The sequence below is a fragment of the Citrobacter sp. CRE-46 genome, assembly GCF_059615875.1.
Genome location: NZ_CM184341.1, coordinates 1,779,125 through 1,793,507, shown reverse-complemented (window position 1 = coordinate 1,793,507; position 14,383 = coordinate 1,779,125). Strand labels below are relative to the sequence as shown.

13 protein-coding genes are annotated in these 14,383 nt (G+C 54.4%); 2 read left to right on the top strand and 11 right to left on the bottom strand.

The window, feature by feature from the left end; translation table 11 throughout:
• Window positions 1–9 precede the first annotated feature (9 nt).
• From napB to napF, 6 genes are read right to left on the bottom strand one after another with little or no spacing between them, the layout of a single operon-like run.
• Complete coding sequence (gene napB / locus AC534G_RS08365; RefSeq protein WP_038642185.1) at window positions 10–459, bottom strand: nitrate reductase cytochrome c-type subunit; 450 nt, start codon at window positions 457–459, stop codon at window positions 10–12.
• A complete protein-coding gene (gene napH / locus AC534G_RS08360) occupies window positions 456–1,319 on the bottom strand; it encodes a quinol dehydrogenase ferredoxin subunit NapH (RefSeq protein ID WP_038642187.1) in 864 nt (287 codons plus the stop codon). Before napH ends, napB begins: the two co-directional genes overlap by 4 nt.
• The gene (gene napG, locus AC534G_RS08355) at window positions 1,306–2,001 is read right to left on the bottom strand and encodes a ferredoxin-type protein NapG (protein ID WP_038642189.1); all 696 of its coding nucleotides are present in this window, start codon (window positions 1,999–2,001) and stop codon (window positions 1,306–1,308) included. Before napG ends, napH begins: the two co-directional genes overlap by 14 nt.
• Window positions 2,002–2,007: 6 nt before the next feature.
• Complete coding sequence (gene napA / locus AC534G_RS08350; protein ID WP_110497372.1) at window positions 2,008–4,494, bottom strand: nitrate reductase catalytic subunit NapA; 2,487 nt, start codon at window positions 4,492–4,494, stop codon at window positions 2,008–2,010.
• Window positions 4,491–4,754 (bottom strand): chaperone NapD, encoded by a 264-nt coding sequence (gene napD, locus AC534G_RS08345; RefSeq protein WP_038642193.1) that lies wholly within the window; start codon window positions 4,752–4,754, stop codon window positions 4,491–4,493. Before napD ends, napA begins: the two co-directional genes overlap by 4 nt.
• On the bottom strand, window positions 4,744–5,235 hold the full coding sequence (gene napF, locus AC534G_RS08340; protein ID WP_069323418.1) for a ferredoxin-type protein NapF: 492 nt from the start codon (window positions 5,233–5,235) through the stop codon (window positions 4,744–4,746). The genes napD and napF overlap by 11 nt, the downstream gene beginning before the upstream one ends.
• 413 nt (window positions 5,236–5,648) lie before the next feature.
• Here napF and eco point away from each other — a divergent pair, with 413 nt between their 5' ends.
• Complete coding sequence (gene eco, locus AC534G_RS08335; protein WP_038643271.1) at window positions 5,649–6,146, top strand: serine protease inhibitor ecotin; 498 nt, start codon at window positions 5,649–5,651, stop codon at window positions 6,144–6,146.
• Between the two features lie 93 nt (window positions 6,147–6,239).
• Here the strand turns inward: eco and mqo are convergent, their stop codons facing one another.
• The gene (mqo, locus tag AC534G_RS08330; protein WP_085047851.1) at window positions 6,240–7,901 is read right to left on the bottom strand and encodes a malate dehydrogenase (quinone); all 1,662 of its coding nucleotides are present in this window, start codon (window positions 7,899–7,901) and stop codon (window positions 6,240–6,242) included.
• A gap of 277 nt (window positions 7,902–8,178) precedes the next feature.
• Here mqo and AC534G_RS08325 point away from each other — a divergent pair, with 277 nt between their 5' ends.
• On the top strand, window positions 8,179–9,423 hold the full coding sequence (locus AC534G_RS08325; protein WP_110497370.1) for a SulP family inorganic anion transporter: 1,245 nt from the start codon (window positions 8,179–8,181) through the stop codon (window positions 9,421–9,423).
• On the opposite strand, the gene mgtE is transcribed toward AC534G_RS08325, so the two are convergent.
• The 4 genes from mgtE to ada all read right to left on the bottom strand — a co-directional run bounded on the left by mgtE (window position 9,386) and on the right by ada (window position 14,361).
• Entirely contained in the window at window positions 9,386–10,822 is a 1,437-nt protein-coding gene (gene mgtE / locus AC534G_RS08320; protein ID WP_069323415.1) for a magnesium transporter, read from the bottom strand. The genes AC534G_RS08325 and mgtE overlap by 38 nt on opposite strands.
• A 105-nt stretch (window positions 10,823–10,927) precedes the next feature.
• Window positions 10,928–12,571, bottom strand: a complete 1,644-nt coding sequence (locus AC534G_RS08315) for a multidrug ABC transporter permease/ATP-binding protein (protein ID WP_038642204.1) — start codon at window positions 12,569–12,571, stop codon at window positions 10,928–10,930.
• A 75-nt stretch (window positions 12,572–12,646) separates the two neighbouring features.
• Window positions 12,647–13,297 (bottom strand): DNA oxidative demethylase AlkB, encoded by a 651-nt coding sequence (gene alkB, locus AC534G_RS08310; RefSeq protein WP_069323413.1) that lies wholly within the window; start codon window positions 13,295–13,297, stop codon window positions 12,647–12,649.
• The gene (gene ada / locus AC534G_RS08305; RefSeq protein ID WP_110497368.1) at window positions 13,297–14,361 is read right to left on the bottom strand and encodes a bifunctional DNA-binding transcriptional regulator/O6-methylguanine-DNA methyltransferase Ada; all 1,065 of its coding nucleotides are present in this window, start codon (window positions 14,359–14,361) and stop codon (window positions 13,297–13,299) included. Before ada ends, alkB begins: the two co-directional genes overlap by 1 nt.
• Between the last annotated feature and the right edge of the window lie 22 nt (window positions 14,362–14,383).

Sequence of the window (14,383 nt, the reverse complement as noted above, 5' to 3'; positions counted from 1 at the left end):
AATGACCTCTTATTTCCCGTAACCTTTCGAGGGGGTGAAGGTATTTTCAACAATCGGCGCAGCGTCAGCCTGCGGGACGTGACATTGCAGACAGAAATAACGACGCGGCGCTACTTCAGCCAATACCTTGCCGTCGCTGTCCATAAAGTGCGTCGGACTGATGCGCGGCGCGCCGGTGGTGCGATAGCTTTCCACACCGTGACACTGCAGGCAGCGGTTAGTATTGGTCGTCACCTGATACCCTTCAACGCTGTGCGGAACCATTGGCGGTTGATTCACATAGTTCAGCGGCATACGCTCCTGCTCTTTCGGCATGCGAATCGCCCCTTCCTGTGTCCCTGAGACTTCCGGTGACTGGCTTAGGTCCACTCCGTTTGCAGCCCAAACGGCCCCACTGACGACCAGGGCAAGCAGGGCCGTCCATTGACTCAGCTTTTTAATCAGGTCATGGCTTTTCATGATTTCGCTCCCGAACTCCATCGTGTTGTTATTGTAAAAACATCCTCAGAACAGACATCCACGCAGCGACCGCAGGCCATGCAATCGCGACTGGTTACCTGCACCGGGCTTTGCTCATCCAGCACCGGCGCACGTAGCACATGCGGTTCCGGGCAAACATGAAAACAATCCATACAGCGGTTACATCTGTTACGTTCTTTTGCCGAAACGGTTAATGCACCTTTACTTCCCACCACGCTATACAGTGCGCCCAGTGGGCAGAGATGCCCGCACCAGCCATGCTCAACGACCAGTAGATCAAATAAAAACAGCGCCAGAATCAGCAGCGCTCCACTGCCAAATCCCATTATCAGACTCCGTCCGAGCAGAGAGACGGGATTTATCCATTCCCACAGCAGCGTACCGGTCAAGGCGGAACCGACCAGGATAACCACCAGCAGGACGTACCGTATATAGCGCGGCAAGGTCGCGGACTGATTCAGGTCAAACCTTCTGCGTAACCAACTGGCTAAATCGGTGACCGGGTTCATCGGACAAACCCAGCTGCAAAACAGACGCTTACCCGCAAGGGCATACAGCACCGTGATGACGACCGCCCCCGTTAACGCAACCGTTGCCGGCAGGTGTCCGCTGGCCAGGCTTTGCAATGTAATTAGCGGATCGGTGAATGGGACAGTATCCAACAGCAGGCTGCCACTGTAATTGCCATGCAGGATCCATACGCCAAGCCACGGGCCGCTCAGGAACATCGCCAGTATCAGAAACTGACTCAGACGACGCAGCAGCAGCCAGCGATGACTCTTCCACCACCCTTTTTTTGCCTGCGCTTCACGCCCGGCGTCACGTTTACGATTTGCCATTGTTCCCCTCCAGCCAGCCGAAGCGGTAATGGTGTCCTAACTCCCCTTTCGCCAGCGACAGTGGCAGCACTTTTATTGCTGGCTGCTCCAGTACGCAGACTTTTTCGCATTTCCCGCAGCCGGTACAGGCATCGCTATGGACGGTTGGAATAAACCGCGCATGCTTGCCGGTACGCATATTGCGGTCCAGCTCAAGGGTGATAGCCTCATCGATTTTCGGGCACTCGCGATAGCAAACATCGCAGCGTAGCCCTTGATAGTTGAGGCAGTTTTCGTGATCCAGCAGTACCGCCAGCCCCATACGCGAATCGTCAATGGATTCAATTTCCTTGTCCAACGCGCCGCTGGGGCAGACTTTGGCGCACGGAATATCCTCACACATTTCGCAAGGAATATCGCGGGCGACAAAATAGGGCGTACCAGCTGCCAGCCCGGAGGCCAGCGTCGCCAGTTTCAGCGTGTCATACGGGCATGCCTGAACGCACTGACCGCAACGCACACAGGCGCTGGCGAATGCCTCCTCGCTCAGTGCGCCTGGCGGGCGTAACCGCACGCCGGTTGCACGTGCGGTTTGCTGTTGTAACCCCAGCGCCACGCCAACGACGGCCAGCCCGCCCGCCGCGCGAACCATATCGCGCAGAAAGCGGCGGCGGCCATTTTGGGGTTTTGCTGACCGGGACATAACGCGTTACACCTTCGCCAGTTTCACGGCGCACTTCTTGAAATCCGTCTCTTTGGAGAGCGGATCCGTCGCATCCAGCGTCAGATTGTTCACCAACTGTGCGGCGTCGAAGAACGGCATGTATACCAGCCCCTGCGGCGGACGGTTACGCCCGCGCGTTTCAACAATCGAGATAACTTCGCCACGGCGGGAAACCACTTTGACTTTATCGCCACGGCGCAGATCGCGCGCTTTTGCATCCAGCGGGTGGATAAACAGCACAGCTTCCGGGAAGGCGCGGTGCAGTTCAGGCACACGACGCGTCATGCTGCCGGTATGCCAGTGCTCCAGCACACGTCCAGTGGAAAGCCACAGGTCATACTCTTTATCCGGCGCTTCAGCGGCAGGTTCAAATGGCAGCGCGAAGATGACCGCTTTGCCGTCCGGCTTACCATAGAACTTGTAGCTTTCCCCCGCTTTCACGTACGGGTCGTTGCCTTCGCTGTAGCGCCACTGAGTCTCTTTGCCCTCAACGACCGGCCAGCGTAAACCGCGCGCTTTGTGGTAATTGTCGAATGGTGCGAGATCGTGCCCGTGGCCACGGCCAAACCAGGCGTACTCTTCGAACAGCCCTTTTTGCAGATAGAAGCCCAGCTCGCGGGATTCATCGTTGAGCTGATCTTCAGCCAGTTCAGCTACCGGGAATTTGGTCACGGCTGGCGTGGCGAACAGCACGTCATACAGCGTTTTGCCGCGCAGCTCCGGTTTCTGCGCCAGTAGTTCTTCCGGCCATACCTCTTCTGTTTTGAAGCGACGGGAAAACTGCACCAGTTGCCACAGATCCGATTTCGATTCACCCGGCGCTTTAATCTGCTGACGCCAGAACTGAGTACGGCGTTCCGCGTTGCCGTAAGCCCCTTCTTTCTCTACCCACATTGCGGTCGGTAGGATCAGGTCGGCTGACAGGGCGCTGACCGTCGGGTACGGATCGGAGACGATGATGAAGTTGCGCGGATCGCGCCAGCCCGGCATACGCTCTTCGTTGATGTTCGGACCGGCCTGCATGTTGTTGGTGCACATCGTCCAGTAGACATTGAGTTTGCCATCTTTCAGCGCACGGTCTTGCGCCACGGCATGCAGCCCGACTTTTGCCGGAATGGTCCCTGATGGGATATTCCAGTGCTTCTCACAGATATCGCGGTGTTTTTCGTTGGTGACCACCATGTCCGCAGGCAGACGGTGGGAGAACGTCCCAACTTCACGCGCGGTACCGCAGGCGGAAGGCTGACCGGTCAATGAGAACGGACCACAGCCTGGCTGAGAAATTTTACCGGTCAGCAGGTGCAGGTTATAGACCAGGTTGTTGGCCCACACGCCGCGGGTATGCTGGTTAAAGCCCATCGTCCAGTAGGAGATGACTTTTTTCTTCGGATCGGCATACAACTGCGCCAACTGTTCCAGTTGATCTTTCGGTACGCCGGTCATTTCGGCGGTTTTATCCAGCGTGTACTCAGCAACGAAGGCTTTGTAATCCTCAAAGCTCATCGGTTCAGAGGCATCGGAACCTGGATTCTTCGCCGCTTTTTCCAGCGGATGAGTTGGACGCAGGCCGTAGCCGATGTCCGTCACCCCTTTACGCAGGTTAACGTGCTTGCTAAAGAAATCCTGGTTGATCGCATTGTTTTGAATGATGTAGTTTGCGATGTAGTTGAGGATCACCAGATCGGTTTGCGGCGTGAAGACCATACCGTTATCCGCCAGCTCAAAACTACGATGCTGGAAGGTGGAGAGCACTGCGACGGTAACATTCGGATCGGACAGACGACGGTTGGTGATGCGCGACCACAGAATCGGGTGCATCTCCGCCATATTCGCGCCCCACAAGACGAAAGCATCGGCATGCTCAATATCGTCATAACAACCCATCGGCTCATCCATACCGAAGGTACGCATAAAGCCAACCACCGCTGACGCCATGCAGTGACGCGCGTTCGGGTCGATGTTATTAGAACGGAAGCCGGCTTTAAACAATTTGGCGGCGGCGTAACCTTCCCAAATCGTCCACTGACCCGAGCCGAACATGCCGATAGACTCTGGGCCTTTTTCTTTCATGGACGTTTTGAATTTCTCTTCCATCACGTCAAAGGCCTGCTCCCAGCTAATCGGCGTGAATTCACCCTCTTTGTGATACTTCCCGTCCTTCATGCGCAGCATCGGCTGTGTTAAACGGTCTTTTCCGTACATGATTTTCGGCAGGAAGTAACCTTTGATGCAGTTAAGCCCACGGTTAACCGGCGCATCCGGATCGCCCTGGCATGCCACTACACGCCCTTGCTGCGTCCCGACCAATACGCCACAGCCTGTTCCGCAGAAACGGCACGGGGCTTTGTCCCATTTGATGGCTTCTTGCTGACCGACTACCGCGCGGGCTACGCCCGGCACGCTTAACCCGGCAGCCGCCGCAGCGGCCGCAACGGCGTTAGCTTTCATAAAGCTACGACGACTGAGTTTCATGGTGTTTCCTCACCTTGCTCATCCTGCTGGTGATAAACCAGCGACACCGCCAGCACGCCCGCAACGTTGCGCACTGACTCAATAGTTTTCATTAGCGTTTCACTTTGCTCTGCTTCCACCACCACAATGAGCTGGCCGCTTTCCACATCGCTAAGTGCAACTTCGCAACCCGGAAACGAACGCAACTGCGTGGCGATATCATTGATATGCTGACTTTTGGCCTGAACGACCAGGCTGCAGACCTGCCAGTTACTGTCCATGGTTGTACTCCGCATTAATGGCTGATACCGGGCAAATCGCGACACACGCGCCGCATCCGTTACAGGCCTGATTGTCGAGCTGTGGCTGATAAATACCGGACAGCATGGGGCGAAAGGTTATGGCCATGGGTTCACAGCTATCCTGACAGCGATGACACTCAACTGACTGGTGTGCGAGACAGTTTTCCCCGATCGTAAAATTCAGATCCCATGCCCTGGTGTGGCGCGGAAGAAAAAGTGATTCGGGACAGGCCTCTGCGCAGGCATAACAAAAGCTGCACTCGCCGTGTTTGAAATTTACGCTCGGATAACCACCCTGGCCTCGCTGCAGGATGTCGGTTTCACACGCCTGGATGCAGGCGTCACAACGAAGGCAATGGGCCAGAAAGTGAGAGTCTTCCTTGCTCCACGGCGGACGGATCCCTGCGTTGGCGTTACGCCAACTGCCTGTCAACATGCCTCGACGGGATAAATCAACCATGACATTGTCCTTCCATAATGACGCTCTCCCCCGGCGGGTTGAACGACATAAAAAACTGCACTATTTATGAGTAGTTATTTTTAGTCGTAAGATATTTCAGGATGTGTAAGAGGAGCATACCCCGATCGGGGTAAATGCTGTTGCCGGATCAAAAGAGTGTTGAGTTGACGGGAAAAAATGCGCTTTTGCTCACGTTTCAATGAGTTATATAATAAATTATACAACGAAAACATTACAAAGAGAATAATCTTAAAATTAAGATAAATCTTAGAATATATCGCTACACATAACCGACAATACTCAAATACTCACTGAAAATATAAGTAAATCCAGATTAATAGATAATGCAAATATGTTAACCTGCCCCAGACTCGTTCATAAGACAGAAGAAAGGAAACACTGTGAACAATAAGATGAAGACAATTGTCCCTGCCGTGCTTTTCGCCGCCTTTGCCAGCACCTCTGCCTGGGCTGGCAGTAACGATACCGGTGCTCAGCCGCTGGAAAAGGTCGCCCCTTATCCTAAAGCGGAAAAGGGTATGAAGCGCCAGGTAATCCAGCTTCCCCCTGAGAAAGATGAATCTACCCTGAAAGTAGAACTATTGATCGGCCAGACGCTGGAGGTCGACTGCAACCAACATCGCCTGGGCGGAGAACTGGATAGCAAAACGCTGGAAGGTTGGGGATACGACTACTACGTTTTCGACAAAGTCACCTCTCCGGTTTCAACCATGATGGCCTGCCCGGACGGTAAAAAAGAGAAGAAATTTATTACCGCGTATCTGGGTGATGACGGTATGCTGCGCTACAACAGCAAGTTGCCGATTGTGGTCTACACCCCGGAAAACGTGGAAGTGAAATACCGTATCTGGAAAGCGGAAGAGAAGATTCAGGACGCAGTCGCGCGCTAAGTGAGAATGTGCCGGATGGCGGCGTTCCGCCTTATCCGGCCTACAGACGCGTGAACCAGGCCGGATAAGCGCTGCGCTTATCCGGCATTTTATTTACAGCGCGATATCCGCCACAGCTTTCTGCTCAGGCTGCGGTTGAGCCTGAGGTTTCAACTGCGGTTTTGGCGCTTCATCGGCAACCTGCGGCTTGTCGTATTTCAGACCCAGAACTTCGCTGGTGTATTGCAGCTCTTGTTCAGTTGCCTCAACGTTTCCGTTCAGCTTAGTACCATAAGACGGAATAATCGTTTTCAGCTTCGCCTGCCACTCGGGGCTGGCGACTTTATCTTTAAACACTTTTTCCATCAGATGCAGCATGATCGGCGCCGCGGTTGATGCACCAGGCGAAGCGCCCAGCAGTGCAGCAATCGTACCTTCTTTATCGCTGACCACTTCAGTTCCCAGACGTAGCACGCCGCCCTTTTCTGCATCACTTTTAATGATCTGCACACGCTGCCCCGCCTGCCATAGACGCCAGTCCTCTTTTTTCGCCTGCGGATAGTATTCTTGCAGTGCGGCAAAACGGTCGTCATCGCTCAACATCACCTGACTTACCAGATATTTCACCAAATCGAAGTTATCCAGACCTACGTTGACCATCGGCATAAAGTTCGACGTCGTGGTCGAGCTGAGCAGATCCCACAATGAACCGTTTTTCAGGAACTTGGTGGAGAATGTCGCGAATGGCCCAAACAGCACGACACGCTTGCCATCCAGGATACGGGTATCGATGTGCGGTACCGACATCGGCGGCGCGCCCACAGAGGCCTGACCATACACTTTCGCCAGGTGGCGATTCACTACGTCCGGGTTTTCCGCCACCAGGAACTGGCCGCCAACCGGGAATCCGGCATAGCCTTTCGCTTCTGGAATGTCGGTTTCCTGCAACAGCTTCAGCGCAGCGCCACCGGCACCGATAAAGACAAACTTCGCCTTGATATCATGTTCCGCTTCGTTGTTTTTCAGATCGGCGACCGTAACGGTCCAGCTATTGTCCGCATTACGCTTAAAGCCACGCACCTCAGTACTGAGCTGCAGCGCAAAGTTGGGCTTCTTCTGCAACGAGGCAATCAGTTGGCGCGTGATTTCACCATAGTTAACGTCAGTACCAATCTCGGTGCGCGTTGCCGCGACTTTCTGTTTCGGATCGCGACCTTCCATAACCAGCGGCGCCCACTCTTTAATCTGCGCGTGATCTTCGGAATAACGCATACCACGGAATAAGGTGCTCTGCTGCAGTGCGGTGTAACGGGCGCGCAGGAAATTCACGTTCTCGTCGCCCCAGACAAAACTCATATGCGGGACGGTAGTGATAAATGAGCGCGGTTCATGCATCACGCCATTATTAACCTGATAAGCCCAAAACTGACGGGAAATCTGGAAGGCTTCGTTGATTTCGACTGCCTTTTCAATGCTGATGCTACCGTCGGCCTTTTTAGGCGTGTAGTTCAGCTCCATCAGTGCGGAGTGGCCGGTTCCGGCGTTGTTCCAGCCGTTCGAACTTTCCTGAGCAACGCCATCCAGTCGCTCGACCATGGTCATTGACCATTGTGGCTCCAGCTCTTGTAAATAGGTTCCCAGCGTGGCGCTCATGATACCGCCGCCAATCAACAGTACATCCGTTTCCTGCTCTTCCGCCGCTTTCGCTTTTGCCGCCATCGAGACAACATTCAGCCCTACAGCCATGGTGAAGAGCATGGCAGTCACTTTTTTCATAATGTTAATGCCTTACTTTTAGTATCGCTTTTTGCTTTTAATGCAGGTGAAAATCGAGCGGCACCAACGGTAACACTTAAGTAAAAATAATTAAATATTGTTTATAAATTATATTTTAATTTTAAAAATGTTATTAATACGTTGATAATTTATACGCTTATTGACAATCACTTCTGGAAACCTGCCCGCCAGACGCGTACTATGCTGCGCTTTGCTATTCACGCACGGATGCCTGTCGGTCTGCTGTTATCAGGCCCTTTCTGACCTGAGAGTTACTATGTCTGCAACACACTCCTCCCCTGCGGTGACGGAACAGGGCACACGCGCCGTACTGCGACAACCCCGCCTGTTGGTACGAGAAACGCTGGCGGGGGTGGTAACCGCCCTGGCGCTGATCCCGGAAGTGATCTCTTTTTCCGTTATTGCGGGCGTCGATCCTAAAGTCAGCCTGATAGCTTCCGTCGTGTTGTGCCTGGCAATGTCTTTTTTAGGTGGCCGTCCGGCAATGGTTACCGCCGCGGCAGGGTCGGTTGCGCTGGTGATTGGTCCGATGGTGCATCAACATGGCGTGCAGTACATTCTGCCAGCGGTGGTGCTGGCTGGGATGATTCAGATCCTGTTTGGCGTATCAGGGATGGCGCGTCTGATGCGATTCATTCCTACAGCCGTCATGACCGGCTTTGTCAACGCCCTGGGCATTTTGATTTTCTTTGCCCAGGTCCCGCATTTCTGGGGGAAAAGTCCGCTAATCTGGGGACTGTTTATCCTGACGCTGCTGATTGTGCTGTGGGTTCCGCGATTGATTAAAACAATCCCCGCGCCGCTTATCGCCATTGTGCTGCTGACGATATTTACTGTAAGCAGTGGGCAACTGTTACCAACCGTCGGTGGTGAAGGTTCAATGAGCGGTAGCCTTCCGGGGTTAACGCAGTTGTTAGTGCCGCTCAACCTGCAAACATTGGTCATTATCTGGCCCTGTGCGCTGAGCATCGCTTTTGTCGGTTTAATGGAGTCGCTGTTAACCGCCCGTCTGGTGGATGATCTGACGGTGACACCGTCGAACAAGAATCGAGAGAGCACTGGACTGGGGATAGCCAATATTCTGGCCGGATTTTATGGCGGCATTGCCGGGTGCGCGATGATTGGTCAAACCATCGTTAACGTCGAGATGGGCAAAGGACGCAGCCGCGTTTCGACGATTGCCGCAGGGCTGGTGTTGCTGCTGCTAGTCACCGCGTTGAGCGAAGTCATGGCGAAAATACCCATGTCGGTGCTGGCGGGAATTATGGTGATTGTGGCGGTGAAAACCTTCAGCTGGCAGAGTATCCAGCCCGCGACACTGACGAAAATCCCCGTTACTGAAACGCTGGTCATGCTGATAACCGTCGGCGCAACGGTCGCTACCGGCAACCTGGCGATTGGCGTGGTTGCCGGGGTGATGACGATGCTCATCCTGCCGCGCATCGTCAGACGTAAACGCGCGGCTACATCAGAAATAGCGTTGCCAGACCGAGAAAAATAAAGAAACCGCCGGTATCGGTGATGGCCGTAATCATGACGCTTGAGCCGACCGCCGGGTCGCGCCCAAGCTTCACCATCGTCATGGGAATAATCACCCCCATCAACGCCGCCATCAGCAGATTAAGCATCATCGCCAAGGTCATCACGCCGCCGAGCGCCATATCATCGTACAGCCACCAGGTAATGCCGCCCATAATCCCACCCCAGACGAGGCCATTTACCAGCGCCACGCCCATCTCGCGCAGGATCAAAAATGTCAGGTTTCCCGGCTGAATATTTTGTAGCGCCAACGCGCGAACAATCATGGTAATAGTTTGATTTCCGGTATTGCCGCCGATCCCTGCCACAATCGGCATCAGCGAGGCCAGCGCCACCAGTTGCGAGATCGTATGTTCAAAGCCATCAATGACCCGCGAGGCGATAAAGGCGGTACAGAGATTAATGGCCAACCATGCCCAGCGGGTTTTTACCGCTTTGGTAACAGGAGCAAACACATCCTCTTCGGCGCTCAAGCCCCCCATTCGACGCAGATCGGTATCGGTCTCTTCGTATACCACATCAACGATCTCATCAATGGTCAAACGGCCCATCAACTTACCGGCAGGATCAACCACCGCGGCACTGACCAGGTTGTCACGTTCGAACGTACGCGCGGCGTTTTCGGCTATGTCTTCCGGGGAAAAGGTGAGTGGGTCATCTTCCATCACCTCGCTGACTTTACGCTGCACATCATTGAGCAGGATACAGGTTAGTGTCAGTTCGCCGACCAGCACCTTATTGCGATCGGTCACGAAAAGTTTATCGGTGTTCTCCGGCATCCTGCCCAGCCGCCGTAAATAGCGCTGCACCACTTCCAGCGTCACGTCCGGGCGCACGGTGATGACTTCGAACTCCATAATCGCACCGACGCGATTCTTCTCGTAGTGCAATACCTGGCGCACGCGCGCCCGCTCCTCTGCGGGTAACGTTGCCAGCAGACGGCCTGTGAGATTACGCGGCAAATGCTGGACCAGATAAATCTGTTCATCGATGTCGAGATATTGCAGGGCATCCAGCAGCTCGCGGTCGCTCATCTCATCAATCAGATCGTCCCAGACGTTTTCTGACGCCTCAAGCAGGACGTTACCGCGTTTTTCATTTTGGACCAGCCGCCACAGGGCGTGGCGCTCTTCAGAAGGTAATGCTTCGAGGGTATCGGCCAGATCGGGCGGCGGCAGGTGCGCCACCAGCGCCCCTACCTCAGCAATATCGTCGGCTAAGGTACCGACGTCATATTGCTCAGCCAGGGTAAGCTTGCCCAACAGCGTGGAAATAATGGCTTTATCTGTGGTCAGCAGCCAGATGAGGCGCGCGCGCTCTTCATCACGCAGTCTGGCGCTGTTTTTGTTGAATGCGGACATTAATCATAAATCCATGATATGAAATATCATTAATCATGATGCCGATTTATGTAAATAACAATAAACGCAACCGCCGGGCGGCTAAAAAACCGGCGGTTACAGGGATTACGCAGTACGAGCGACGGCATCTCGCGAGGCGGCGTCACGCTCATCGCCCACTAATTCACTTAACTGTCCGTTACGCATCTCCAACAGACGATCGGCGTGAATAAAATAATGATCGTCATGGCTAATAGCGAAGATGGTTTTACCCATTTCCTGCATCAGCGGCAATAACACCTGATAGAACTCACGGCGGAAGTGCGGGTCCTGATCGGCAGCCCATTCATCCAGCAGAATAATGTCACGCTCTTCCGCCAACGCCAGCAGCAGCGCTACGCGTTTTTTCTGCCCTTTCGACAGCTTGAGATTAAGAATACGCCCATCGTTCAGCTCAAGCTTGTGACCCATCTTCAGATGTTCCAGCCACTTCGCCACCAGCGCCGGATCGGCCTCTTTACCTTCCGGACCGAGCAGTTTGTCGAACAACCAGACGTCGGTAAACACGGCGGAGAACAGCTGGCGATAGTCCTCTGGTTTTTCGACAGCAACCGCTTTGCCGTCGAGCAGGATCTCGCCTGACTGCGGTTGATACAACCCGGTGAGTAACATAGCCAGTGTGGATTTCCCGCTACCATTGCCGCCAATCAGGAAGATCAGTTCCCCGCGACGAATAGTCAGATTTACCGGTCCGACAGAGAACGCATTATCCTGATAGTGGAATACCACGTTACGCAGCTCCAGCGTTTGCCAGTCCGGAAACGCGGTTGGTCGCGGGAATTCGGCCTTAAAGGGCGCCAGTGAGAATTTATTCAGCTTGTTAAAAGCGACCTGTGCGGTGAGCAGCGTCGGCAGTGCGCCAACGGCGGAGAGCAGCGGCGTACGCAGGAATAACAGCGTCAGCGAATAGGTCGCCGCCACGGCGGTATCCGCCCAGCCCAGACTGTTAGCCATCCAGAACACCAGGCCAATGGCGCCCAGCATCATAATGTTCGACCAGTTCACCGCGCTGAGGTGGAAGGTATCGGCACGGATAATATGGTGACGATATTCTTTAGCGTCCGGGACGTATAATTGATTAAAGATATGCTCGGCGCGCTCGCGGTTGAGCGTCAACTCTTTGCGCCCTTCCAGCACCGTCTGGTAATCGTTGTACAATTTGTCTTCTGTTTCGCGCAGGGTCGCCATATGTTTATATACCCGCGCGACCAGCACAAACCCGCCCCAGATGGTGATTGCCATCCAGATTGCCGTCACCAGCAGCATTTTGGTTGATAGCATCGCCAGATACGCCGCCGACCCAATAGTCAGGATAATCCCCTGCACCAGCTCAGGCAGACGAACAAAAGCGATGGTGATGTTGCGGATATCGCTGGTTAAACCGGCCAGCAACGAGGCGCTGCCAAGCTGTTCGATACGCTCGACGTGGGTGTCCAGAATACGCTTGATAAATTCACTACGCAGGCGGTAAACAAAGTGGTGTCCCAGCGTGGTTAACGCCAGCTGTGAGCCGAGGGTGACAACCATCAACAGCAGCAGCAGGCCAAGAAACTCCGGCAGCACCATCAACGTGGTGTCGACCGTTTCAATCAGGCGCTGGTTAATAAACGCAATCAGCCCAATTCCCAACGCAGCGCTGGCGAGGCTGAGCGCCATGACGCTGATAAATGGCCAGCGATACTGCCGCCAGACAAGAAGTAAAAGTTCCATGCAAACAACCCGGACAAGTAATAACAGCCCGCAGTTTAAACATCTCTTTGCCGACAGCAATAATAATTCTTATTTTTATTCTTTTTTACCAGCCTGGCGAAACGTCAGATTGTAACGACAGTCACCGGTTAACGGATGATACCCTGTCTTAAGCGGCTGGATCCCATGATAAAACAGCCGTGAGTTCCCACCCCATACCACGACATCGCCATGCTCCAGCAGTAAACGTTTTAAAGGGTCATTACGGCGCAAACCGCCAAACTGAAAGATGGCCGGTAACCCCAGCGAGACAGAAACGATAGGCGCCCGCAGGTCAGGTTCGTCTTTATCCTGATGTAATGACAATTTCGCCCCTGGCGTGTAGCGGTTAATAAGGCAGGCATCGGGTTGAAAATCGGCATAGCCCGCCGCCGTAGCCGCCTGCTGGCACAGCGCAGCGAAAGCATCCGGCATCGGCGGCCATGGCGCACCGGAAAGCGGGTCAAACGGAGAATAAAGGTAGCCATGTTGATCCGTCGTCCAGCCCAAATGACCACAGTTGGTCATCGCCACCGACATCGTGTAACCGCCGGGCGTCACCATCTGGCGAAACGGCGACTGTCGGGCGACAGTCGCGATCGCCTGCAGCAAAGACGGTGCGGACTCAAAGGCAAAACGCCGCAAAATTACCGCGCCGGATGCCAGCGGTTCCTGCCACGGTTTCTCATCCGCAAAGAGATCAAGCATTACGTTTCCTCCCCAGAGATTTCTCGTTGCAGTAACTGCGCCTTGCGCGCAATACCCCAGCGGTAGCCCGAAAGCGCACCATCATTACGGATCACCCGGTGACACGGGATGACAATCGCCAGTTTGTTGGCTCCGCAGGCGCTGGCCACCGCGCGCACCGCTTTCGGTTTACCGATGGCGCTGGCTAACTGCTGGTAACTAACCGTCTTACCACATGGGATTGCGCGCAGCGCCTGCCACACCTGCAGCTGGAATGCGGTCCCGCGGATATCCAGCGGCAGCGACAGTGGCGTATTGCGCGTATTAATCACGGCGATGACCTCACACACATGCTGCTGGAAATCAGCATCGGCTGCTTCATCCTGAGCGGCGGGAAACAGCTCATGCAGTTCCGCAACCAATGTAGCATCATCATCACCCAGCAAGATCGCGCAGATACCGCGTTCGCTTTCCGCCACCAGGCAACGACCCAGGGCGCAATCTGTCAGGGTATAGCGCACAGAAACGTTATCGCCGCCTTTGCGAAATTGCCTGGCGGTCATCCCTAGCGCCTGATCCGCTTGTCGGTAATAACTGCTGCTGTCGGGGAATCCGGCGTTCAAAATCGCCTCGGTTACTGGTGCCCCTTTTGCCAGGGCATCGCGCAGACGACGAGCGCGCCAGGACTGCTGCCACGCTTTCGGGGTCATGCCCGTCGTGGCTTTAAACAGACGGTGCAAGTGATACGGGCTCATCGCCACCTGCTGCGCCAGCTCATCCAGCGTGAGGGGCGACTCCTGCTCCAGCAACTGACAGGCGTGGGCTATTTTGTCCAGCCGATGCTGCTGCGCGCTGTCTTTATCCGGCTGGCAGCGTTTACAGGGCCGAAACCCGGCGGCCTGCGCCTGCTCGGCATCAGCAAAGAAACTGACATTTTTGCGCAGCGCATGTTTCGCCCGACAGGACGGACGGCAGAAAATACCGGTGGTGTGGACGGCGAAAACAAACTGACCGTCGGCGTCAGCATCACGATCCACAACAGATTGCCAGCGGTCATCATCAGTTATGCGTAAACGACTTTTCATTATGGACTCCTTTGTTAAGCAT

What these genes read in the sequence shown, in the direction of transcription:
- napB (WP_038642185.1), bottom strand. Translation starts at nt 459, where the DNA reads ATGAAAAGCCATGACCTGATTAAAAAGCTGAGTCAATGGACGGCCCTG.
- napH (WP_038642187.1), bottom strand. Translation starts at nt 1,319, where the DNA reads ATGGCAAATCGTAAACGTGACGCCGGGCGTGAAGCGCAGGCAAAAAAA.
- napG (WP_038642189.1), bottom strand. Translation starts at nt 2,001, where the DNA reads ATGTCCCGGTCAGCAAAACCCCAAAATGGCCGCCGCCGCTTTCTGCGC.
- napA (WP_110497372.1), bottom strand. Translation starts at nt 4,494, where the DNA reads ATGAAACTCAGTCGTCGTAGCTTTATGAAAGCTAACGCCGTTGCGGCC.
- napD (WP_038642193.1), bottom strand. Translation starts at nt 4,754, where the DNA reads ATGGACAGTAACTGGCAGGTCTGCAGCCTGGTCGTTCAGGCCAAAAGT.
- napF (WP_069323418.1), bottom strand. Translation starts at nt 5,235, where the DNA reads ATGGTTGATTTATCCCGTCGAGGCATGTTGACAGGCAGTTGGCGTAAC.
- eco (WP_038643271.1), top strand. Translation starts at nt 5,649, where the DNA reads ATGAAGACAATTGTCCCTGCCGTGCTTTTCGCCGCCTTTGCCAGCACC.
- mqo (WP_085047851.1), bottom strand. Translation starts at nt 7,901, where the DNA reads ATGAAAAAAGTGACTGCCATGCTCTTCACCATGGCTGTAGGGCTGAAT.
- AC534G_RS08325 (WP_110497370.1), top strand. Translation starts at nt 8,179, where the DNA reads ATGTCTGCAACACACTCCTCCCCTGCGGTGACGGAACAGGGCACACGC.
- mgtE (WP_069323415.1), bottom strand. Translation starts at nt 10,822, where the DNA reads ATGTCCGCATTCAACAAAAACAGCGCCAGACTGCGTGATGAAGAGCGC.
- AC534G_RS08315 (WP_038642204.1), bottom strand. Translation starts at nt 12,571, where the DNA reads ATGGAACTTTTACTTCTTGTCTGGCGGCAGTATCGCTGGCCATTTATC.
- alkB (WP_069323413.1), bottom strand. Translation starts at nt 13,297, where the DNA reads ATGCTTGATCTCTTTGCGGATGAGAAACCGTGGCAGGAACCGCTGGCA.
- ada (WP_110497368.1), bottom strand. Translation starts at nt 14,361, where the DNA reads ATGAAAAGTCGTTTACGCATAACTGATGATGACCGCTGGCAATCTGTT.